The organism is Streptomyces sp. NPDC014870, assembly GCF_043081505.1.
Lineage (GTDB): Bacteria > Actinomycetota > Actinomycetes > Streptomycetales > Streptomycetaceae > Streptomyces.
In genome coordinates this window covers 203,964-227,190 of sequence record NZ_JBIBWQ010000012.1, presented here as the reverse complement: position 1 = coordinate 227,190, position 23,227 = coordinate 203,964, and the positions used below count along the sequence as shown (strand labels likewise).

Here is a 23,227-nt window from a genome sequence, read left to right as displayed (position 1 = left end):
CTACCGAGGAGCGGCGCCAGGGGCGGACGGCATCCCAACTGTTCCGATCTGGGTGTCCGACACCGGGGATGCGAGGGCTGCTGAGGGCGGGTTCGCTAATACTGGCTACATCTACCAGGTGAGTGCCAGCCATTTGACCATGGTGCAGCAGCGCTTGCCCCGCGAGCCGGCCTCCTGGCCGCACCAGGTGGGAGTGCTTCCTTCCCGCGCTCATTCCTTCCAATACCGTGCCGAGTCCGACCGGCTGCGGGCGGTGGTCGCCAACGGTGGCACGGCCGTGCTGGGGCAGGTGCTCACCGGTATGGGAGGGGTAGGCAAGACCCAGCTCGCTGCCGATTTCGCTCGCACCGCATGGCAGGACGGCAGCCTGGACGTCCTGGTCTGGGTCACCGCGAGTGCCCGTTCGTCTGTGGTGGCCGGATACGCGCAGGCCGGCGTTGAACTGTGCCGGGCCGACCCCGATGACCCAGAAGGGGCCGCGCAGACGTTTCTGGCGTGGCTGACACCGAAAGCAGGGGCGACGCCATGCCGGTGGATGATCGTCTTGGACGACGTAGCTGACCCAAATGACCTACGCGACTTGTGGCCGCAGGCCAGCCCTCACGGCCGTATCCTGGTTACAACCCGCCGTCGTGACGCAGCCCTGGCTGGAGACGGCCGTCACCTCATCTCTGTTGGGCTGTTCACTGAAGCGCAGGCAGTTGCCTATCTGGTCCAGTCTCTATCCGTCTGTGGCCGACAAGAACCCGTTGAACAGCTGACGGCCTTGGCGCGTGATCTCGGATTTCTTCCTCTGGCCCTGGCCCAGGCTGCCGCGTACCTCATCGACACTGGCCTCGACTGTGCCGCGTACCGTGCGCTCCTGGCCGATCGGGCGACCAACCTCGCGGATGCCGCCCCCGACGCTTTACCCGATGACCAAGCCGTCCCTGTCGGCGCCGCATGGTCGCTGTCCATCGACCGTGCCGATACGCTCCGCCCCGTAGCTCTTGCCCGACCTATGCTTCGCTTGGTGGCCATGCTCGGGCCGCACGGCATTCCCGGCAGCGTCCTGAGTAGTCCACCGGCTGTCGCGTATCTCGCCCAACACCGCAGCATCGGGCAAGAAGGCACCACAGATTCTCCAGGAAGTGTGTCGGCTCAGGATGCGATCCTCGTCCTCAGGGTTCTGCACCGGCTCAGCCTGATCGAGCATGTTCCTCAGACACCACATCAAGCTGTCCGTGCCCACCAGTTGATCCAACGCGCCGTTCGTGACGATCTCACTCGCGAAGAACACGCTCAGGCCGCAAGAGCAGCCGCTGATGCGCTGGTATCGGCGTGGCCCGGCGTACCCCGTGATATTCGGCTTGAGGAATCCCTGCGAGCCAGCAGCAAGGCGTTGAGCCAGTGCGCCGAAGAGGCTCTGTTTTGCGGCGATGCACACGACGTATTGTTCCGGGTCGGGAGAAGTCTTGGAGAGACCGGCCAGGTAAGGGCTGCCCGCGACTACTTCGAGCACCTCGTTCAGACCGCCACCGATCGTCTGGGCCCCGATCACTCCAGCACCCTTGCCGCTAGAGGCAACCAGGCCCAGTGGCAAGGACAGGCCGGTGATGCCGCGGGCGCTGCAGACGCCTTCCGGGAACTAACGGAGCAGATGTTGCAGTCCATCGGTGCCGACCATTCCTACACCCTAACCTCCCGTGATCACCTCGCCACGTTTCAAGGGGAGGCAGGGGACGCGGCTGGTGCCGTTGCCGTAGCAGAAGCTCTCCTCCAGGACCGGCTGCGCGTGCAAGGGCCGGACCACCCTCATACCCTCACGACACGCGGTGCCCTCGCTCGCTGGAAGGGCGAAGCCGGAGATCCCTCTGGCGCGGCAGATGCTCTTGAGTCCCTATTGAAGGACCAACTGCGCCTTTTAGGCCCAGACGGCCCAGACACTCTGACCACACGCGGCGCCCTCGCACACTCTCGGGGCCTAGCAGGGGACCCGGCCAGAGCTGCAGATGAGATGGCGCAGTTGCTGCAGCACATGCTGCGAGTCTTTGGAGCTGATCACCCCGAATTCATGGCCGCCACTTACAACTTGGCGCACTGGAGAGGTGAAGCGGGCGACCCTGCCGGCGCTGCAGAAGCCATTGAGCAATCGCTAGGGCAGACGCTGAGAGTGCTGGGACCCGACCACCCGTCGACGCTCATCGCCCGAGGAGTGCTGGCCAATTGGAAGGGGCAGATCGAGGATCCAGCAGCCGCCGCAGACGACTTGGAGAAACTGCTCGATCACATGCTTCGGGTACTGGGCAAAGACCACCCTCACACGCTGACTTGCCGAGGAAATCTTGCCTTCATGCGGAGTCTGGCGGGAGACCTGCACGCTGCTGTGGATGCCCTGGAAAAGCTACTCGCAGATCAGCTTCGTACTATTGGCCCTGACCACCCTTCCACACTCACTTGTCGCAACAACCTCGCTAGATGGAGAGGGCAAGCCGGGGATCCAGTCAGCGCAGTAGCTGCTCTTGAGCTGTTGCTGGAGGACAGGCTGCGAATCCTGGGACCGAACCACCCCGACCTATTGATCACTCGCCACGATCTCGCCGTCATGCAAGGACTGGCAGGGGAGCCGGCCAGTGCAGTCGCTGCTCTTGAGGTGTTGCTGGAGGACAGGCTGCGACTCCTGGGACCGGACCATCCTGACCCATTGACCACTCGTCACGATCTCGCGGTTATGCAAGGACTGGCAGGAAATCCAACCGCCGCAGTGGACGCTCTCGCAAGGTTACTGAAGGATGAGGCACGGATCCTTGGCCCCGATCATCCTGACACCCAGACAGTTCAGTACAGCTTGGAACAGTGGCTCAAGGTCGTAAGACAGCGGCCCTTGGGATGACGAACTGGCCGTCCGTACCGCTGGAATGGTGTGGCTCGACGGCCTTCTGAACCGTGTTAGACGAGCGCGCGTCGTCGTCGATGCCACGTACGCCCTTTCGTAAGTCGTCGACCGCGGCGTTGAGCCGAGTCAGGCGGTGATGGCGGGTCGGCCCCGCGGGCATGCAAGGGAACGATCAGCCACAAAACTGACGAGCACGCCAGCTAGGCCATGCTCGTCGCGGCTATCACGGCCGATCTAATTGACCAGGCCCCTGCCGAGAGACTCATCGCCCGGGCCGCGAAGGCGGTCGGCGGCGGAGGTGGCGGTACTGGCGCCATCGCCAGCGCTGGCGGACGCCATCCGGAGCGCTTGGACCAAGCCGTTGCCGTCGCGGCCGAGGACGCCGCCGCCATACGCGGCCCTCGATAGGCCGACGTGGGGGAGACCCTGGCTGGTGACGACACTGGCCGGACCGCGCGGGGACCGCGCCTGGCGGCTCTGCGGGGGAGAGGCAGTCCTGGAGACCTTCAGCTGCTCATACCCAGCCACCGGCGGCTCTCTCTGCTCGCGTGATCCCTGGCTGTTCGTCCCCGTCGACGCGTTGTCGAGAGGGGTGGGCGTCGTGCTGCCACATTGCCGCGCGATTTGTCAGGGGGAACCCATCGCATTTAACGGAGGTCGAATGGGGCGGCAGTGGAACGTGTGCTCGATCAGGCGCCTCCAGGGTCGATTGATCATGGCTCGAACTGCTTGCATGCGTGTGATTTCGCTGGTCGGCTAGTCGCGTTTCAGTCAATCGGATCTTGGCGCAAATTCCCTCAGCTCCTTGGCTGGTAGGGAGCCCTTGTTGAGTCCCCGGGTTCTTGCCTATTCTCGCCGGCTGGCGTCGATGAGATCTTGGGGGTGGGGCGTTGACGGCTGAGGTTGAGGGGTCGCGTTCGCGCTTGTCGGAAGATGAAGAGCGCGGCTTGCAGGAGGAATACCGAGCGCGAGTAAAGGCCTTCGATGAGATCGATGCTGAGCTCAAGGCGTCTCGTGCCTTCCAGCGTGTCTACTGGCTGTGCTTAGTCGGCGCGATCATGCTCGCGGCGCTTCTGGGTTATACGGTTATCGTTGGCCTCTGGCAGACCAAGCCGGTCTTCGCTCGCTATGCGGGCCTGGTTGCTGTCACGTGCCTCTGGGTGGCAATGGGCTGGCTGCTCCTGAAAAACCGCAGGAAGATCGTTGACCGCACTGGCGAGCTGCGTAACGCCCTCCAGGACCGGCAAACGGCCGCAGCCAGCCTGCCTCTCGACTCGCCATCCGGTCTTCGGATCTACCGGGAGGCTTCGCTCGACCTCATCGCCCAGTATCGCAAGTCGGCCAACATCAACCGGCGTATCCACAACTTCTTCCAGCTGATTATCATTACGGGGTCGATCATCACGTCAACGCTGACGGCGATGAACGAGGGGAGTAGCCTGGTTCTCCGGATCATTACGTCCGCCCTGAGTGCGCTGGTCGGCATTTCGGCGGGTGTGACGGGGTACTTCAAGTTCCGCGAGCGCGGATACAACCTTCAGTCGACGGCAGACGAAATCGAGAAGCATTACAACGCATCTCAGTTCATGCTCGACGAATACGCAGGGCAAGGGGATGTTCCCTTACCTGAAGGTGAGCGGCTGCGGAAGTATGCCGGATTCGTTGAACGCCTGAAGGAAGAGCAGAGGAAACGCGAACTCCAGCTTGAGCAGTCCAGTTCATCGAGCGAGGAGCGCGGGGGGTGATAGCGACGTATTATGGCGCATGCGTAGTGCGACGTCGACGCATGGGAAGTCAGCAGCCCCGTGCAGGGTTTACGTTCGGACACAGCGAATGAATCCGCAAGTGAGCCGATGGCTGCTGGCGCCGCGTTGGCAGTGGAAGGCGTGGCGCCTCAGAGGCGCCCACGGACTCTCCATGGCCCCCACGACGGCATGGTGCCTGGTCGCTCTTGCTCAGGATCCCGGAACCATCCCTTTCGTCCGGCACGTGGCAGCCCAGTACTCGAAAGAGATGAGAGGTAGGCCAGGAGTGACCCTCGACTGCTGGACGGCATTGGACCCGGATGAGCAGGCACGGCGCCGCGCCTGGCTCGACAAGTATGGAGCGACTCCGCTCCATCGTCTGGGGGTTCTCGAAGAGGTCATCGAGTTGGCGGGCCTCCACGTCGTTGAATGGAAGCTTCCTCCTGGACGGGATGCAGCCTCCATCGTCGCTCAGAGCCGCCCGAACTCCGCATGAGGTTCGTAGGACTCCGCAGAGCCTGGAACACTCCAGCACGATCAAGTCGTTGCAGTACGACACGATCGTGTCGTTCGGGCGCCACGCGAAGACTGTCTCGGACGTCTATCTTGACTTCCCCGCGGTCGAGAACTCCCCTCCCGATCTGGCGATCCTGCGTGAGGACTCCCAGAGGGTGGGCAAGCGCTACAGCTTCGAGGACGTCCTGCGGATCGCGGAGGTGGTGGCCGTCTCCTCGGCGCGCAAGGATTACGACGACTGCACCGCCAAGTACGGCCGCTACGGCATCCCCATCTACATGGCGGTGGACTCGTACGCGGCGGAAGTCGTTGTCCATGCCCAGCCCACCGATACGGGCTACATCGCGGTCTACACGCACAAGTACGGCACCGGCAAGCTCCCCATCGTGCCGGCCGACGGGCGGACCTTCACCCTCGACCTGGACGAGCTGCCCCGGCCTGAACCGGAGACCGGCGCGCGCTGACGAGCCGGCTGCCGGTGGCCGGGAAGAAGCCGGTGTGTCAGCGGTGGTCATTAAAGTGCGGAGTGTGAGTGACGATTCCAGGCCGCGACCGACTGTCGATGATCTTGTCCAGCTGATTCCGGCGGTCTTCCCCCTTGAGGGAGTCGACGCGGAGCTGGTGGTGATCGGGGAGCGGTACTGGGCGCTCGCCGGTTTCGCGCCCGAGCTTGGGACTCCGGTCTGGTGCGAGAAGGTCAAAGACATCGACACCGCCGGCTGGGGGCACCAGATCTACGCCGTTGCCGCGGCCGGTGTCCGGGCCATGGTGGCCGGAAGGCTGTGCCCGCAATGCGGGGGCCCGCTCAGCCTCACTTCCCGAGCAGCCTTCCAGCAGGTGTGCGAGGGGTACGACCCTGTGTGCGTGGACTGCAACGAGTCGCTGACCGCCGCCGTGCGCGTCATCGTCGATCCTGCGCGGAAGGCCAAGCGCGAAGCCGCCAGAGCCAAAGCCCAAGAGCGGAACGCCGTCGACTCCGCCCACGCACGCTGGAAGCAGCTCCAGCGGGACGTCATCGCCGAGGAGTACGCCGCCGTCTTCCCCTCGAACGGGGGAGTGCCTGCCTCGGGGGTACGGGAGATGGTTGGCGCGCTGGCTCTACTGCGGTACGCCCCGTCGACTTCTCCCATCACCGCGGTGGGCTCCTGGCCGGACCCGCTCCATCCGGACAGCGGAAAGATCGGCTCGCTCCTTGGAACGTTGATCCGGGCCGACCTCCTCAGGATCCATGCCTCCAGCCCCGTGACCGCGTTCGTCTGGGAGCCGGCGACCTTCGAAGAAGCCCTGCGCGAAGCCGAGGGGGATCTGGATGCCATCGGCGCGCCCCAACTGTCCGGCAGCTTCTACCCGCTGGCCGCCCACTACTACGCACCCCACGGTACGAGCGCGGGCAAGGCCGTCGAGGAGCTCGACGCTCACCTCACCGCCGCTGTGGCGCCCGCTGGGATGACCGAAGCCCGCCAGGAGGATCTGCTGGCCGTCGCCCGGGAGCTCATCGCGGAGGAGGCGCTCCGCTATTTCACCAACCGACTCGACGACCTCAACCTGCCCGCCGTACCCGAGAACCACGCTGCCCGGCTCTCCGAAGCCGCGTACAAGGTGGCCGAGATCAGGCCGATCGGTGAGATCTACAACCTCGTCTGGCGCGCCACCCGTGCGGCGGCGGAGGCGGCACAGAAGAACCCCCGGGCTCCGCGCGCCCACATGACCACGCACGCCGTCAACCGGTTCGAGACCGACGCGCAGCGGGCGACCGCCGACCCGGGTTGGGAGCTCAAGCCCTTTACCGCGATCACGGGGCAAGGTCCGTCAGCCATGACGCGGGCCCTGTTCTACAACGTCCTCGACAGAGACCCGATCGACACGGGTCTCCCGGAGCTCAGGGAAGCGCTGCCGGAACCCGTCGTCGCTCCGAGAGCGGCGGAGGCCGCCCCGGCGGGTGAGGGTGACGAGCTGGCGGCCACGGTCGCCTGGCTGAATTCTCGGCCCGACGCCTGGGATCCGTACCTCGTCGCCGCCGGCCTCGGCGTCCTCGCGGAGGAGCGGCGGGACTCCCCGGAGTGGCACTACGAGGGCAAGATCCTCGCGCGGGGAGCGGGGCAGCTCCTCCGGCTCCACGAACGTCTCGCCCCGGTCATCGGAGTGCGGGAAGCCGTCCTCGCCGTCCTCGCTGCCACCCCGATGCTCGTACACCCGGTGACGATCGATGGCATGACGTTGAACAGCGGAACCTGGATCCTCGACAGGATCTGCACCCTCTTCCTCACCCCGCCCGTCGAGGAGACGGGCGGCACGGAGGACGACGCGCAGGACGAGTGACTCGACCGCAGGGGAGTCCTCACCGTTGCGACTACGTGGCGTAATCACGGGCAGCGGGTGGACATAGGCTGGTCTGTGCAGTGGTTCCGGGGACACCGGCGGGCTGAGTCGTCTTCAGCTCCGCGGGGGCGGGACGAGTGCGCGGCCCGGAGGAAGCGGTGTGGCGAACGCCTAACGGCCCCCGATCGAGCCGGATCGAAGGGGGACGCAGCCGGATGGAATCGGATGGTTATGTCCGGTCCTTCGGCATCGTCGCAGGTGAGACGCGTCACTGAATTGGGTTCGAGTCCCACCCGCCCCACCAACAAAAACGTTCTGACCTGCGAAAACGCCCCTGGAGGGGTGGTTTCGCGTGCAGCGTTCGCCTTGCATCGGTGCGGCGAAACGGGCGCTCCTGGCCGGTCTGGCAGGGCTCGAACCGTTGTGACCTGGGGCTTTCGGCGGGACGTGGGTGCGGAGCCACGATGATGATCCCACGGCGATCCCACGGCTCCTGAGTGTGACACGCCGCACATCGCAGCGAATATCTACGCCGCGCGTGGGTCGGCTTCGCTGCGGTGGAGGGGATCAATGGAAGTGCAGGCGCGAGCCGTACGCGTCTGAACGGCTGCGTAGACGACTCGCCGAGGGCCCTGGGTGGGAACCCTGGGCCCTCGACGCCTGTCAGAAGAGGCGGTTGTACGTGTTCCAGCCGCCGCCGATCTTTGTGCGGGTGGTGAAGGGGGTGGTGGTGTTGCCGGTGCCCTTATACAGCCAGAGCATGCCGGTGGTGTCGCGGGCGAGGAGGTCCATGAATCCGTCGCGGTTCGCGTCACCTGCGCCGGCGAGCTCGTTGTAGACGAACTGGCTGTCGTAGTACCAGAGGGTGCCGGAGGCATCGCGCCCCACGAGGTCACCGAAGTCCTGAGTGACGCGAGATGGTCTGATGTCGCTGCGGTAGTACGGCTCAGCTTGATCGGGGAAGGGCGGAGAGGGTGTTGTAGGTCTGCCAGCCGGGACCGGCCTGACTTCGTTTGGAGAAGGCGGCAGCGGCCTGGCCTGGACCGGGTTACCACCACAAGGTGCCGTACGTGTCGCGGCCCAGGAAGCTGCGGCGGGGGAGTGCGGGCTTTCCGAGGGTGGAGAAGGGTGCACTCGTCTGTTGGACGTCGGTGTACTGGGTGCCGAAGTCGTAGATGTCGTAGCGGGCGAACGCCTGGAGTCGCAGTGCGTACTGGTTCTGGGGGGTGCTCAGCTGGTAGCTGATGGTGTGATCGCCGGGCTCAAGTCGGCAGTGGAGGTTCGTCGTGCCGGAGAACAGAGTGGTGGAGTTGTAGGAGCAGGTCGCGCCTGTACGAGCACCTGCATGGGTGCTGAAGGGGATTTGGAGAGCCAGCCGCGCCGCAGCACGGACCAGATTCCTTCGACGCTGTTGAGGTCGGGTGCGTAGGGCGGCAGGTAGTAGAGGGTCAGCCAGTCCCGGGCTTCGGCGAACTCCCGCAGCCCGGCAGCCTTGTGGACGTTGAGGTTGTCGCGGACGAGCACGATCGGACCGCCGAGCTGCTGGTGGGCGGCGACTAGCAGGTCCAGGTAGTCGCGCCATGAGAAGCTCTTGCGGCCGTCGCGTCGCCCGTCGTCCCGGCGCGGCCGCTAGGTCAGCCGAGAGCGGTGGCCGGGCTTGTGGCGGGTCAGCGCCGCGATGGACACCCGTCTACGGGAACGGCCGCGGACCCGTACCACCGGGTCCGGCTGCGCTGCGACCATGTCTTCGCCTGCGGTGGCGCCATGGAGAACCTGGCTTCGTCCTCGAAGGCGAGCCAGGCTCCACGGGCCGCCGCGAGTTTTCCGCGCAGGGCCACACCCCTTGCCCCACCCGGCCACCGCCTCGTCGTCCCGCTCGATCGCACGTCGGGCTGGGACCTGGCGGGACCGCCGTTGCGCACCAGCAGCTTGCGCACACCCTGGATGGTGTAGGTCAGGTGGAAGCGCTGGACGATCACCGTCTTCATATGGCTCAGGGTCCATCGTTGGTCTTCCCAGCCGTGGGCGGGCCAGCCCCTGGGCCGGCTCCGGCTCCAGCTTGGCGAATTGCTCCTCGCTCAGCCTCGGCAGCGATGTTGTCCCTTGGGACCGCAGGGCACGCGGACCGCCCTCGTCCCACGTCCGCCGCAATCGCCGCACCGGGCGGACGATGACCCGCAGGTTCTTGGCGATCGCCGAGCTCGCCTCGCCCTGGGCGAACCACTCGGCCGCCTTGAGCCGTAACACCTCGCGGAACTAAACCTGTTCGGCCGTCGGCCTGCCCCTTGTGGATAGCGCATGCCCCGGTGATACCGCAGCGACGTCCAGCCGTAGGCCCCTACGACACCACGAGTTCAATCTCGCCAACAAGCCTGACTGCCCCACCGGAGCCGTGGAACCCAGCGCCCACCCGCTGCGACAGCCACGCCACCGGCATACCCGCGAAAGGCCCGCAACGCCGAAACGCCCGCCAGAGGAACCGACCGTCACGAAAGGTCGAGGTTAGCCGTGGAGTGGCTGGCGGAGCTGGCGACGGAGTCCGTACGAGAAGCCTTCCGGTAAAACAGATATTGCCTGGGAGTTTTTTATCCGTAGGCGGTCGAAGTGTGGAGATTTACTTCTTGCGTGCTTGTCGCCCTTTGCGGAATGGCGAAAGTGGCCGGGCGGTCGAGAGCGGTGTGGGATCTGCCCTCTTCGCTGGACCGTCAGTGCGGATGCGGGATGTCGCCGGCTGCGGCTGGATGCAGCATTTGCGCGACCGCGCTGAACAGTGCCTGGGTGAGCCCTGCTTGTGCTCATCTGTCCGACAGGGGCCACCTTTCCGTGTGTATCGCGCACTGCGTGCCGCGATGGTGGCCTACGCCAGAAAGCGATCGTTCTTGAGGGGAATTGTGTCCCACGGTCGATTCGTTCTGATTGAGTGTCAGATTCGTTGACGATCAAGCAAGATGATGGTGAGATTTGCTGCTTACATTTCGTTGCATGGACATTGACCTTTCCTTCACTTAAACGGAAAAGAGGTGTGGTATGGCGCGAAGATGGCGATCTGGTCGTATGGGCTTGAGGACCTTGTTGGCGACTGTCGTTGCTGCCGGTACGACGGCTGCTGTGTACACGGCGGTGACGGGACCCGGTGCAGAGGAACCCGACACCATGATGGTCGCGGCCAGCGTGGCGACCACGGGCATGGCCGAGGTTGTCGTGGACGACATCGACGGCGACAGGACCGATGACGTGGTGGCTGTCGAGCGGGCCACCGGCAAGCTGTGGATGTATGCGGGCACCGGCCGGGTCGAGATCGGTACCGGTGGCTGGAACGGCATGCACGACCTGGCGGCCGGTGACTTCAACGGCGACACCAAGGCGGACCTTGTCGGGGTGGAGCAAGCCACCGGAAAGCTCTGGCTGTACCCAAGCGTGGGCAAGGGGCTGGCATCCCGGGTCGAGATCGGTACCGGTGGCTGGAACGGCATGCACGACCTGACGGTCGGCGAGTTCAACGGCGACGGCAAGGCGGACGTCGTTGTCGTCGAGGAGGTCACCGGAAAGCTGTGGCTCTACCCGGGTACGGGCGCGGCGCTGAGTAGCCGGGTGGAGATCGGCAGCGGTGGTTGGAACAGCATGCACGACGTGGTCGCCATGGACCTCGGTGTCGACGGCAAGAGCGACGTCGTCGCGGCTGAGACGTCGACCGGCAAGCTCTGGTTGTACAAGGGCACCGGAACCGGCCTGGCGAGTCGGGTCGAGATCGGTAGTGGTGGTTGGAACAGCATGCGTGACCTGGCCGGCGGGGACTTCTTCGGGACGGAGGAGGACGATCTGGTGGGCGTTGAGGCGGCGAGCGGCAGGTTGTACGTCTACGCAGGAAAAGCGACGGGGTTGGAGGCGAGAAACCAGATCGGCACCGCCGATTGGTGACCGGTGTGGTGGCATTCCGGTTCTCGCGTCGCGTGGGAATGCGAATGGGTTGAACGTCCACCATGTGTGGCATGCCGTGATCAGAGTTTTGGGGTGGGGATGAGTGCGAGATGGAGACGGGGCATTGGCAGCGTACGTGGGAGGGGAAGACCCCTTGTCATAACAGGTGTTGCCGCCGCCATGATTCTGTCGGTTGTGCCAGCACTGGATAGCGTTGCTTCGACGGCGTCAGCCTCTGCGTCGACGGATATGTCGGAGCTTACGGAGGCGCAGCGAGCTTTGGTGGACGCCAAGGAGACGGGCGTCCGAGTCGAGGTGACCGGCGACCGGTCTGAGCGTACGACGGTCTACGCGAACCCCGACGGCTACAGCTTCACGCTGGAGGAGTCCGCCATACCCGTTCGCGTGGCCAAGCCCGGGGGCGGGTGGCAGGCTCCCGACGCGACGCTGGAGCGGAGGGCCGATGGGACGATCGGGCCCAAGGCGTCGGCTGTGGACATGGAATTCTCCGGCGGAGGGGGGAGCGATCCGCTGGTGAGGATCGAGGAGAGCGGTCATTTTCTCGCTCTCGGATGGTCCGAGACTCTCCCAGAGCCTGAGTTGGAGGGTTCGAACGCGGTCTACAGGGAGGTCATGGAGGGTGTCGACCTTCAAGTGACCGCCTCGACCGAAGGTTTCCGTCACCTCCTCGTCGTGAAGACTCCCGAGGCCGCGGCCAATCCGAAGCTCCAGCAGATCAGCTACTCCCTGAAGGCCGAGGGCCTGAAGCTCACCAAGGGGAAAGCCGGAAACCTTGCCGCGGTGGACGCGGACGGCAACCGTGTCTTCCGTGCACCGCCGGCCCAGATGTGGGACTCGGCAGGTGCCCCCGACGTCGCAGAGACCACCGAATCCCCGGCAAGCCGTACTGCGGCCGTCCTCGGACCCGAATCGCCGTCGCCGTCGGAGCCCGCCTCCGGCAGCGACATCAGCGAGCCGTCGAGCGGCGACACGGTGGCGACGATGGACGTGAAGGTCACGTCTGACTCGCTGACTGTCGTACCGGACGCGGACATGCTCCGCGCCACGGATGCCGGCCACTTCCCCCTGTACATCGACCCCACGGTGACCTGGGACGAGTCGGAGCGGACACTACTGCGTTCAGACGGCTACGAGTCCTACGCCTGGGGGAACGACAGCGACAATCTGGGCAAGGGCGTTGGCAAGTGCGGTCAGTGGGGCGTCTATTACTGCGGCCCCGGCTACGTGCAGCGGCTCTACTTCGAGTTCTCACCCGAAAAACTCAAAGGCAAGCACGTGCTGGACGCGACATTCCGGGTCACGGAGCCGTGGGCTTTCCAGTGCGACCCCCGCTGGGTGGACCTGGTCCGGACGGACAACATCTCCTCCGCCACCACATGGTCCTCGAAGCCCAAGGAACTCGACTGGATGGTCGACAGGTACGTGTCGGCAGGCCGGGGATCCCTCTGCGATCCGGACTCGCCCGACGCTCCCATCGAGTTCAACGACAACCCTGAAGAGCCCAACGAGAACCTCACCCCGACCGTGAGGAGTTTCGCTGCCGGTAGCATCTCCCGGCTCACCCTGGAGCTGAGAGCACAAGACGAGACGGACACCTCGGCCTGGAAGCGGTTCCGCAACGACGCCGTTCTCGCTGTGGACTTCGTCGGGCTTCCTGACAAGCCGACCGGTGTGGGAGTAGTGACGGGTTCGGGCACGGTCTGCGACAGGTCGGAGGCCGACCCGGCAGTGGTGTCCGATCCCACTCCGACACTCAACGCGGTCCCGCAGACGAAGGCCGGCGGTGAGCAGGAGGCACAGCTGCGGGTCTACTTCGACCTGGATCACAAGAACGCCGACGGAACCTGGACCGACACCACAGCAGGCAACGGGTCCGTGCGGCCTTCGACCGGCTATAACGCGGACGGGCAGCTCGCCACGCTGCCGTGGTCCACGCTCTCCGACGGAAAGCTGTACCGCTACCAGGCGTGGACCTACTCCTACTACAACGGCGGGGCGAGCTACCTCGTCGGCCCCACATCGGGCTGGTGCTACTTCAAGATCGACTCCTCTGCGCCCAAGGCACCGCAGATCCTGGTCCGCGGCCCGTACTCCCAGTGCCTCCCCAACAACTGCGCGGCGGCTGGTGGACCGGGGGTCAAGGCCTTCTTCCTTTTCTCGCCCGCTGCCGGTGACGACAACGTCACGGACTTCCAGTACCGGACCACTCAGTCGGCTTCCTGGACCAACGTGTGTCAGTCGGGCGCCCCCTGCCTCTTCACGGCCGGCTACACGCCTCCGAAGTCTGGCACCTACGACATCTACGTCCGTGCCAAGGACAGCCTCGGACGCTGGGGCGCGCAGAGCACACTCCAGTTCAAGGTGGACCAAGGCGGGGCCCCGGTGGGCCGCTGGCGCTTCGACGAGCCCAGTGGCGTGGCAATCGACACAGCGCTCGGCGGTGGCGGATCACGTCAGGACGCGACCCTGGCAGGTGGAGCAGTGCGTGATGATCGCGGACGGCTCGGGATGGTCACGCACGACGCCGAAGGGCAGCCGCTGGCGACGCCCAAGGACGACCGGGGGTTGTCGCTGAACGGCACGGGAGCGTACGCGGCGACCACCGCACCCGCTGTGAACACCGAACTGGCGTACACCGTCTCCGCGTGGGCGCGGCTCGACGGGAAAGCACAGGACGGCGCCGTCCTGTCTCAGGACGGCACGCGCTACAGCCCGTTCCTGCTCTGGTACGACAAGGAGGAGGACAGGTGGATGTTCGGCGTCAAGGAGAAGGACGAGGACACCGGAGCGGGGCACATCGGACTGGCAGGCAAGGACACGGCCACGCTCGGGGTGTGGACGCATCTCGCGGGCAGCTACGACCCCGACACGAAGGAAGTCCGCTTCTACGTCAACGGGAAGCTGCAGGGAACGAAGGTCGTGGCCGGCTCCTGGTCCGCCACCGGGTCGTTCAACGTGGGCCGTCACCTCTGGGCAGGTACACGCATCTCGCCGTTCAAGGGATCGGTCGACGAGGTGGCCGCGTGGCAGCGCTCGCTGACCGACGGCGAGGTCGCGGATGAGGCCCGGTCCCTGATCAACGAGAGCTACGCCGGCGCCGAGCTGGTGGCGAACTGGGCCGCCGATGCGGCGTCCGGGGCCACAGTCACGGACACGACCTCTGGTTACGGCAGGTCGCTCGCCCTTGCCGGCGGCGCGGCCGTCGTGGACGGCGAGATCGTTCTCGACGGTGTGGACGACTCCGCCACGACCGCGGGCCCTCTCGTGGACGACACCGGTTCCTTCACCACGACCACCCTGGTCGCCCTCGACGGCGCCGAGCTCGCTGCCAAGGATGTGGGCTACAAGGGCCAGGTGCTGGGCCAGCGGACGGCGGACGGATCGTCCTGGGGCTTCTGGTTCGAGCTCACCGACAAGGACGTCGTGGTGGACGAGGAGACGTACGAGGACCGCACCGTTCCGGTCGGCAAATGGCACTTCGGGCGCCTGAGCGCTGACGGCACGTTCTCCTCGGTCGTCTCCGACGAGGTGGCCGCGCTGGACGGGCTGGTCCGGCTGACCGGCGTCCACGACGCGCAGTCGGGCGAGATCAGCCTCTACCTGGGCCGCAACCAGAACGGTGCGGAACTGGCCTTCACCGCAGAGCTGGGATCGGGGGAGTTCGCCATCGGCAAGGGCTTCACCTCGGGAACCTGGAGCCACTACCTGCCCGCCCGCATCGCGGAGGTCCGCGTCTGGGCCGGCGCGATGGCGAGCTCCGAGCAGATCGACAACAGCGTGGGGGACTGACCCCGTAGGGGCGTGCGGGCGGCAGCAGCGCTGCTGCCGCCCGCATGGCGGCCGCATGCGGCCGCCGCGATGACTTTGTGACGTATCACTTCCGGAGGGGTAGGGGCGGAACAGATGGTGTTTGGCATAGGCAATACACGTAAGCGAGGTGGCGGGGGGCGCCGGAGCCTCAGACGGCTTCTCGTGCACTCGCTTGCTCTGGCACTCGTAGCGCCCGTGACCATGGTGCCGGTGGCGCAGGCTGCGGAGGGCAGTGGGGGGCTGGGGCGCCTGAAGCTGCCCGATCAGCGGGTGAGCAAGGTCAAGGCGGTCGACTCGCTGGGAGCCCAGAAGGCCCGGGAGAAGGTCGCCAAGGACCAGAAGAGCAACGCCGAGCAGGCCCGGCGGGCCCTTGCGGAGCAGACGGGAACCTGGCCCCGGCGGGGTGAGGCGACCGTCACGCTCGCCAGTGACAAGGCGGGCAGGGCGGAACCGGGTGGTGTCCCGGTGACCGTGGAGTCGAAGCCGGGGAACAGCACCGGTACGACGGCCTCCGAGGCCCGGGTCACGGTCCTGGATCAGGAGACGGCCGGCAAGGCCGGTATCACCGGCGTCCTGCTGACAGCGGAGGCGGACAGCGCCGGCCCGGCCGGCATCAGCGTCGACTACTCCGGCTTCGCCTCGAAGGTGGGCGGCGGCTGGGCCCAGCGCCTGCAGCTGGTGCAGTTGCCCGCCTGTGTGCTGACGACGCCCGAGAAGGCCGACTGCCGCAAGCAGACGCCGCTCAAGTCGACGAACGACGTTCGTGAGCAGTCCGTCTCGGCCCAGGTGACGCTGTCCGACAACGCGGACGGCTTCTCGACGCAACTCGCTTCCGGCACTTCAGGCGCGACGGTTCTGGCGGTCACGGCCGCCGCGGGTGCGGGCCAGTCACCGTCGGGCGGCGGCAACTACTCGGCGACCGAACTCTCGGAGTCCTCCTCCTGGCAGGCCGGCAGCAGCTCCGGGTCATTCAGCTGGACGTACGGCTTCACGCTGCCGCCCGCCGCCGCCGGTCCCGCGCCCTCGCTCGGCCTCTCGTACGACTCGGGCAGCATCGACGGCCGAACGGCGACGACGAACAACCAGGGAACCTCGGTCGGTGAGGGCTTCTCCCTCACCGAGTCCTACATCGAGCGCAGCTACGGCTCGTGCGACGACGACGGCCAGACGGACGTCTTTGACCTGTGCTGGAAGTACGACAACGCCCGACTGGTCCTCAACGGCAACGCCTCGCGCTTGGTGAAGGACACCGCCACGGGTACGTGGCGTCTGGAGAACGACGACGCCTCGACGGTGACCCGGTCGACCGGCGCGGAGAACACGGACAACGACGGCGAATACTGGACCGTTACCACGGGCAACGGCACCCGCTACGTCTTCGGTCGGGACAAGCTCGACGGCGCCACCACCCAGCGGACAAACTCCACTTGGACCGTCCCCGTCTTCGGCGACGACTCCGGTGAACCCGGCTATTCGGCAGGCAGCACGTTCGCGGCCCGGTCGCTGCAGCAGGCGTGGCGCTGGAACCTCGACTACGTCGAGGACGTCCACGGCAACGCCTCCACCTACTGGTACGCCAAGGAAGACAACTTCTACAAGAAGAACAAGGCGACCACCGCCGACGCCTCCTACATCCGCGGCGGCTACCTGAAGGAGATCACGTACGGTCTCCGGAAGGACGCGCTCTTCACGGACGACGCCGACGCCAAGGTGACCTTCGGGTACGACGAGCGCTGCACCGCCTCCGACTGCGGTTCACTGACGGAAGCGACCTCTGACAACTGGCCCGACGTCCCGTTCGACGCAATATGCACCGACGGCGACGACGAATGCCTGGCATCCTCGCCGTCCTTCTTCTCGCGCAAGCGCCTCACCGCGGTGAACAGTCTTTCCTGGTCCTCCGCGACCAGCGCCTTCCAGCCGGTCGACACCTGGGAACTGACCCAGAAGTACCTGGACGGCGGTGACATCGGGGACACCAGTGACCACGTCCTGACCCTGCAGTCGATCAAGCGGACCGGCAAGGCAGGCACCACCGCCATCGAGCTTGACCCGATCTCGTTCACATATCAGATGCGCCCGAACCGAGTAGACGCGACCGAGGACATCCTGCCCCTGACCCGGCCGCGCGTCTCGACCATCACCTCCGAGACCGGGGCGATCACCACCGTCACACTGTCCTCGCCTGAGTGCGTGCGCAGCGAGGTGATGGGCGCGGCAGAGGACACCAACACCCGTAGCTGCTACCCGCAGTACTGGAACATCAACGGTGCCGAGGACGCATCGGTGGACTGGTTCCACAAGTACCGTGTCCTGGCCGTCACCGTCTCCGACCCCGCGGGGCAGAACGAGGCCGTCGAGCACGCCTACGAATACGCCGGCGCGGCCTGGCACCACAGCGATGAACCGTTCACGCCGAAGGACGAGCGAACCTGGTCCGGCTGGCGCGGATATCGCCAGGTCACCGTCTACACCGGCGCACTCCAGACGACCCGCTCCAAGACAGTGTCCCTCTACATGCAGGGCATGGACGGCGACAAGAAGAAGGACGGCACTACCCGCAGCGTCAGCGTTGCGCCGCTCGCAACCCCGGCCCTCGGCCTCACGACGATCAACGACACCAACCAGTATGCCGGTCACCTCCGAGAACAGATCACCTACGACGGTGCCACCGCCATCAGCGCGGTATCCAATGAGCCGTGGTCGAGGGAGACTGCTCGTCAGAGCGACGTGCCTGACGCGGGCGATCACGTCGCGCGTTTCGTCCGTACCAAGGCGACTACGACCCACACGTACCTGACGGTTCCCCAGACCTGGCGGGCGCGAACGGTCAACACGACCTTCGACGACTACGGCATGCCTTCTGCTTCGGAGGACCACGGCGACGACGCCAAGACTGGCGACGAGGTCTGCAAGGTGACCTGGTACGCCCGTGATGCAGCCGCCGGACTGACTGCCTTCGCCTCGCGGACCCGCACGGTCGGCCGGGCATGCAGTGTGGCCGACAGCGGTCTCGACCTGCCGACGGATTCCACACGGCGCGGCGACGTGCTCTCCGACACTGCCATCGCCTACGACGGCGCCACCACCTGGTCGGCGACGATGAAGCCGACCAAGGGCCTGGCGACCTGGACCGGCCGCGCGCAGGGCTACGGCGCCGCCGGTGCGGTGACGTGGCAGAAGACGGCCACGACCACATATGACGTTCTCGGGCGCGCGCTCAGCGTGACCAATGCCGATGGCAAGACAAGCAGCACGGCCTACACCCCGGCCACGGCCGGCCCGCTGACCAAGACCATCGTCACCGACCCCAAGGGCTACAAGTCGGCCACTTTCCTGGACCCGCGGCGGGGGCAGGCCGAGCGTACCTTCGACGCGAACCAGAAGAAGACGGAGCTCGCCTACGACGCACTCGGTCGACTCACCGACGTGTGGCTGCCCAACCGGAACAGGGCCGGCGGCTACAGCCCGAACAGCACCTTCGCCTACAACTTGAGCAAGACCAAGCAGTCCTGGGTGTCGACCGCGACGCTGAAGAGGGACGGCACCACCTACAACACCACCTACGCGATCGTCGACTCTCTACTGCGGCCGCTGCAGTCCCAGTTGCCGACACCGCATGGCGGAAGGCTGCTGACCGATACTCGCTACGACTCCCGCGGTCTGGCGTACGAGACCTACGCCGACATCTTCGACAACACCACCACTCCGAACGGCTCCTACACGCGGGCCGAGTATGGAGAGGCTCCCACCCAGACCGAGGTGCGCTTCGACGGCGCGGGCCGGGCGACGACCAGCACGCTGTATGTGTTCGGCGTCAAGAAGTGGTCCACGTCCACCGGCTTCACCGGTGACTCCACCGCCACCACGGCACTTCAGGGGGGATCGGCGGCCCGAGTCATTACGGACGTGCGTGGGCAGACGGTCGAGAGCCGGGAGTACGCGGGGGCCGACCCCGCGGACGCGGGATTCGGCTCTGGTCTTGGTGCCTCGTACAGGTCCACGAAGTTTGCCTTTGCACTGGATGGCAGTCAGACATCGGTCACCGGACCTGACGGCTCCCAGTGGTCCTACGGGTACGACCTGTTCGGCCGCAAGACGAGCGCGAAGGACCCGGACAAGGGTGAGTCGAGCACCGGCTACAACGTGCTCGACGCGGTCATCAAGTCCACCGACCTGGGTGGCACGATCCTGACCGACTACGACGAGCTCGGCCGGCCCACCGGAACGTGGTCGGGGACGAAGACCGACGCCAACCAGCTCACCGCCTACACCTACGACACCCTGCTCAAGGGCCTGCCCACCTCCTCCACCCGCTATGTCGGAGGCAAGACGGGCCAGGCCTACACCAAGAGCGTCACTGCCTACGACACCCTCGACCGGGCAGTCGGAACCACGCTCCAGCTCCCCGCCAACGACCCGTTCGTCCAGGCAGGGACCCCCGCCACGCTGCAGTACTCCGCCTACTACAACATCGACGGAAGCCTGCAGAACACCGCAGAGCCGGCTCTGGGCGGCCTGCAGTCCGAGATCATCGGGTACGGGTACGACAACCTGGGCAACCTGACCTCGATAGGCGGGTCCACCGGATACCTCCTGGGCGTCGACTACTCCGCGCTCAGCCAGGCCCAACAGCTCATCCTCGGCAACGCCAACACCGAGGAGTACAAGAAGAGCTACGTCACCAACACCTTCGAGGAAGGCACCGGCCGCCTCACCCGCAGCAACGTCACGGACCAGACCCACCCGTACATGCTGCAGGACCTCAACTACACCTTCGACCAGGCCGGCAACATCATCTCGATCGCCGACCCGACCACCCTCGGCGGCACTTCGGCGGCCGAAACCCAGTGCTTCGCCTACGACGGTCACCGCCGTCTCGCCGAAGCCTGGACCCCCAGCTCCCAGAAGTGCAGCGACGCCCGGAGCGCCTCCAGCCTGTCGGGCCCGGCGCCCTACTGGACCAGCTACACCTACAAACCGTCCGGCCAGCGCGACACCGAGACCATCCACCAGGCCGGCGGCGACACCAAGACCACCTACTGCTACCAGGGAAACCAGCCGCACGCCCTCACAGGCACCAGCACCGCGGCCAACTGCACCACCCCGGCGCGCAGCTACACCTATGACGCCACTGGCAACACCACCAAGCGCCCTGGCAAGACCGGTACTCAGGACCTCATCTGGTCCCCGGAGGGCAAGCTCACCAAGCTCACCGAGTCCGGCAAGAGCACGGACTACCTGTACGACGCCGACGGCAACCTGCTGATCCGCGCCACCCAGGGCGGCGAGAGGATCCTGTACGCCGGAGCCACCGAAGTCCATCTCAGGGCCGACAGCACCGCCTGGGCGCAGCGCTACTACAGCTCCGGCAGCCTCAGCGTCGCCGTCCGCTCCAACGAGAGCGGCACCCAGAAACTCACGTATCTTGCCGGCGACCACCACGGCACCCAGAGCCTGGCCATCTCCGCTGACGCCACCCAGACGTTCAGCAAGCGCTACATGAGCCCCTTCGGCGCCGAACGCGGTATCCCAACGGGAACCGCCTGGCCCGACGACAAGGGCTTCCTAGGCAAGACCGACGACAAGACGACCGGTCTCACCCACATCGGTGCCCGCGAGTACGACCCGACGGTCGGCCAGTTCATCAGCGTCGACCCGCTGCTCAGCCTCGACCAGCCCGGTTCCCTCAACGGATACAGCTACGCCAACCAGAACCCCACCACCGCCAGCGACCCGACGGGCCTCGAAAGCTGCTTCCCGAATTACTGTGCGGGCGACAATGGGACCTACGGCGACTACAACCCGGAAGACGACCCGGCAGCCAGCGGCACATCGGACGAAGGGGACGGTACTGATCCGACCACTGGGTCGACCTCTGGCAATGGACAGCCTGTTGTTCACGGCATCGTCCTGCTGACAGAGGAGGAAATGCGAGCCATGCCGTTTGCGTGGCCCGGGGACACGTACGAGGAGCTTGCTCAAAAGTGGGCGAAGAGTAAGTGTTTCGGTACGGGTGGATGGCAGGGAAGCACGGAAGCGTTCTGCGATGCGGCCGACTCTGCGGGTCTCCTCGAAGTCGGCCCTGACCCTTGGGGCGTGAAGTACAACATCAATTGCATCACCGGCAAGGGAGACTGTACAGAAGCGCTGATATCGGACGTCATCACTCTGGTCACGTGGGGATGGGGACGCCTCATCGCCGGCGCTGGCGGGAAAGCGGTCGCAGGAGCCCCCGTTCGCGGCGGAGCTGGTGCCGCCGAGGAAAGCGCCCTGGTGAGGCTTCTCGAGGGAAGCGGTCCAACTAGAGGCGTGCTTGAAGTAAGCGACCGAGTGAAATCGGTCGGCGCGGTGAAGAATTTTACCGCGAAGGAGCCGAGAGATTTTGTCTTCGATCCGACCACTGGACGCTTCGCGACTGGCGCCAATCAAGGGGTTGGTGGTCACGATACCCTAGGGGACGCTATTGGTGCAGACAAGTCGACCATGGTGGGAGGACGGATACGCCGAGGATCTAACGGGGAGCTGGAGACCAATGAATGGTCCGGTCACTATGGAATGAACTGGAATGACTCAAATCGCAAGGCATTCCAGAGCTTCATGGATCAGTACGGAATACCCGTGAGTCACACTACGAGCATGCATTGGGGAGTAAGGTGACAGCCAAGTCTACGTTCCTAGCGAGGCGAGTGTCGTGACAGAAGGTGAGCTGGCTGCCGAGCTCTCATCCGTGCCTGGTAGGAACTGGGTTGTCTCCTCCTATCCAGATCAGGCTGGAACCGTTACGTGGCTTCCGCTGGTGTCGATCAGCAGGACTGGAATTTGGTTGGGTCTCGACAGGCAGGGGGTGTGGACGCTCGGCAGACTCGATGGTGCAGTCGAGCCATCGGCGGAACGTCTTCCCTCATCATGGGTGACGATTCTGGACGAAGACGAGTCGTCATTTCGATCAAGACTGACGTCTGCGGCCGAGCTGAGGCGGCTCTCGCCAGAGAATCTTCAGAACCTGGTTCCCATTGAAGGCGTCCTGGCGATGGCAATTGAAAGCAGAAGTGCTCACTGGGTCGAGCGAGCAGTGCATTGGATGTCTGCGAGGGCTCTCTCGCAGGACCAACTCGCGCTACTTCAAGAAGTTTCCACAGCCAAGTGGGCGAATCAACGGACTCGGCATATCGCCAGACGTCTGGTGAAACTCTCTAACCTCGACCCGTCAGCGGGTTTCGGTGGCTGACCCAGGGGCTATCGAAAAATAACTCCTCGGTTCTGGCGCAGGGCTGATTCAAGGTCCTGATGATCATGTGGGTATGCAGGTCGGGCCGGTGCGACGGGGTCCGGGTGGGCCGTGTCGAATGCAACGAAGCTCCGGTTGTCCGGGGTGACCTTCCCAAGTCGCCCTGAACCACCGGAGCTTCGAGGTGAACCGGTCCGACCTTCCTGCCGATGTTCTGCTGGCCTGTGATCAGTCGACTCGTGGTTTTGTGTGCGCTCGTGGCTCAAGTTTGGCAGCATCTGCTGCCCAGCTGCCGGTCGCATTCGGTGACAGGTGGTGTGCCTGGGGCGTTCAGCCCGTTGGCAGGCCACCACCGGCGGACGCCCCGGCTTTGAATGTGGATGCTGGGCAAGGCCGGGAACGGTGACGTCGGAGGTCCCCGGTGACTCCACCCCGATGGTGGTCCCCCCCCGTGACGATCGGCGGCACGACGCGGAATAGCGGAACCTGGATCCTCAACAGGCTTTGCACGCTCTTCCTCGCCCCGCCCGCCGAGGAGACAGGCGACACGGAGGGCGAGCCGGACGAGTGACTCGGCCGCGGGAGAGTCCTCACCGTCGCGACTACGTGGCGTAACCACGAGCAGCGGGCGAACCTGTGCCAGTCCGGGCAGTGGCTCCAGGGGCATCGGCAGACAGAGCCGTCTCCAACTTCACGGGTGTGGGGCGAGCGCGCAGCCCCAAGGGGGCGGTGCAGCGAACGCTGCACGGTCCTCGATCGAGCGGGATCGAAGGGGGACACAGCCGGATGGAG

The 23,227-nt window shown here is 65.5% G+C and carries 9 protein-coding genes and 1 pseudogene; 8 read left to right on the top strand and 2 right to left on the bottom strand.

The features are described 5' to 3' along the window. Window positions 1-52 precede the first annotated feature (52 nt). The 5 genes from ACF09C_RS31125 (at window position 53) to ACF09C_RS31105 (ending at window position 7,455) form a co-directional block, all read left to right on the top strand. Entirely contained in the window at window positions 53-2,872 is a 2,820-nt protein-coding gene (locus ACF09C_RS31125; RefSeq protein ID WP_392096335.1) for a tetratricopeptide repeat protein, read from the top strand. Between the two features lie 210 nt (window positions 2,873-3,082). Beyond that, complete coding sequence (locus tag ACF09C_RS31120; protein ID WP_392096333.1) at window positions 3,083-3,283, top strand: DHHA1 domain-containing protein; 201 nt, start codon at window positions 3,083-3,085, stop codon at window positions 3,281-3,283. Between the two features lie 515 nt (window positions 3,284-3,798). Continuing rightward, entirely contained in the window at window positions 3,799-4,620 is an 822-nt protein-coding gene (locus tag ACF09C_RS31115) for a DUF4231 domain-containing protein (RefSeq protein ID WP_392096331.1), read from the top strand. 320 nt (window positions 4,621-4,940) lie between these two features. After that, window positions 4,941-5,600, top strand: coding sequence for a Uma2 family endonuclease (locus ACF09C_RS31110; RefSeq protein ID WP_392096330.1), 660 nt, complete (start codon window positions 4,941-4,943; stop codon window positions 5,598-5,600). A gap of 64 nt (window positions 5,601-5,664) precedes the next feature. Further along, window positions 5,665-7,455 (top strand): hypothetical protein, encoded by a 1,791-nt coding sequence (locus ACF09C_RS31105; RefSeq protein WP_392096328.1) that lies wholly within the window; start codon window positions 5,665-5,667, stop codon window positions 7,453-7,455. A gap of 663 nt (window positions 7,456-8,118) precedes the next feature. Here the strand turns inward: ACF09C_RS31105 and ACF09C_RS31100 are convergent. Both ACF09C_RS31100 and ACF09C_RS31095 read right to left on the bottom strand, forming a co-directional pair. Continuing rightward, window positions 8,119-8,343, bottom strand: coding sequence for a hypothetical protein (locus ACF09C_RS31100; protein WP_392096326.1), 225 nt, complete (start codon window positions 8,341-8,343; stop codon window positions 8,119-8,121). A gap of 441 nt (window positions 8,344-8,784) precedes the next feature. Beyond that, window positions 8,785-9,221: pseudogene (locus tag ACF09C_RS31095) on the bottom strand (transposase); the annotation flags it as partial. Window positions 9,222-10,608: 1,387 nt separating this feature from the next. On the opposite strand from ACF09C_RS31095, the gene ACF09C_RS31090 reads away from it, so the two are divergent. The 3 genes from ACF09C_RS31090 to ACF09C_RS31080 all read left to right on the top strand — a co-directional run bounded on the left by ACF09C_RS31090 (window position 10,609) and on the right by ACF09C_RS31080 (window position 21,864). Further along, window positions 10,609-11,373 carry an FG-GAP repeat domain-containing protein gene (locus ACF09C_RS31090; RefSeq protein WP_392096325.1) on the top strand — a complete coding sequence of 255 codons (765 nt, stop codon included), beginning with the start codon at window positions 10,609-10,611 and terminating at the stop codon, window positions 11,371-11,373. Between the two features lie 180 nt (window positions 11,374-11,553). Next, window positions 11,554-15,183: a LamG domain-containing protein gene (locus tag ACF09C_RS31085; protein ID WP_392096324.1), complete on the top strand. Its 3,630-nt coding sequence runs from the start codon at window positions 11,554-11,556 to the stop codon at window positions 15,181-15,183. 222 nt (window positions 15,184-15,405) lie between these two features. Beyond that, complete coding sequence (locus tag ACF09C_RS31080; protein ID WP_392096545.1) at window positions 15,406-21,864, top strand: polymorphic toxin type 43 domain-containing protein; 6,459 nt, start codon at window positions 15,406-15,408, stop codon at window positions 21,862-21,864. The last annotated feature ends 1,363 nt before the right edge of the window (window positions 21,865-23,227 follow it).

Coding starts and splice junctions, on each gene's coding strand:
- ACF09C_RS31120 (WP_392096333.1), top strand. CDS start 3,083: ATGCTCGTCGCGGCTATCACGGCCGATCTAATTGACCAGGCCCCTGCC.
- ACF09C_RS31085 (WP_392096324.1), top strand. CDS start 11,554: ATGATTCTGTCGGTTGTGCCAGCACTGGATAGCGTTGCTTCGACGGCG.
- ACF09C_RS31080 (WP_392096545.1), top strand. CDS start 15,406: ATGGTGCCGGTGGCGCAGGCTGCGGAGGGCAGTGGGGGGCTGGGGCGC.
- ACF09C_RS31090 (WP_392096325.1), top strand. CDS start 10,609: ATGATGGTCGCGGCCAGCGTGGCGACCACGGGCATGGCCGAGGTTGTC.
- ACF09C_RS31110 (WP_392096330.1), top strand. CDS start 4,941: ATGAGCAGGCACGGCGCCGCGCCTGGCTCGACAAGTATGGAGCGACTC.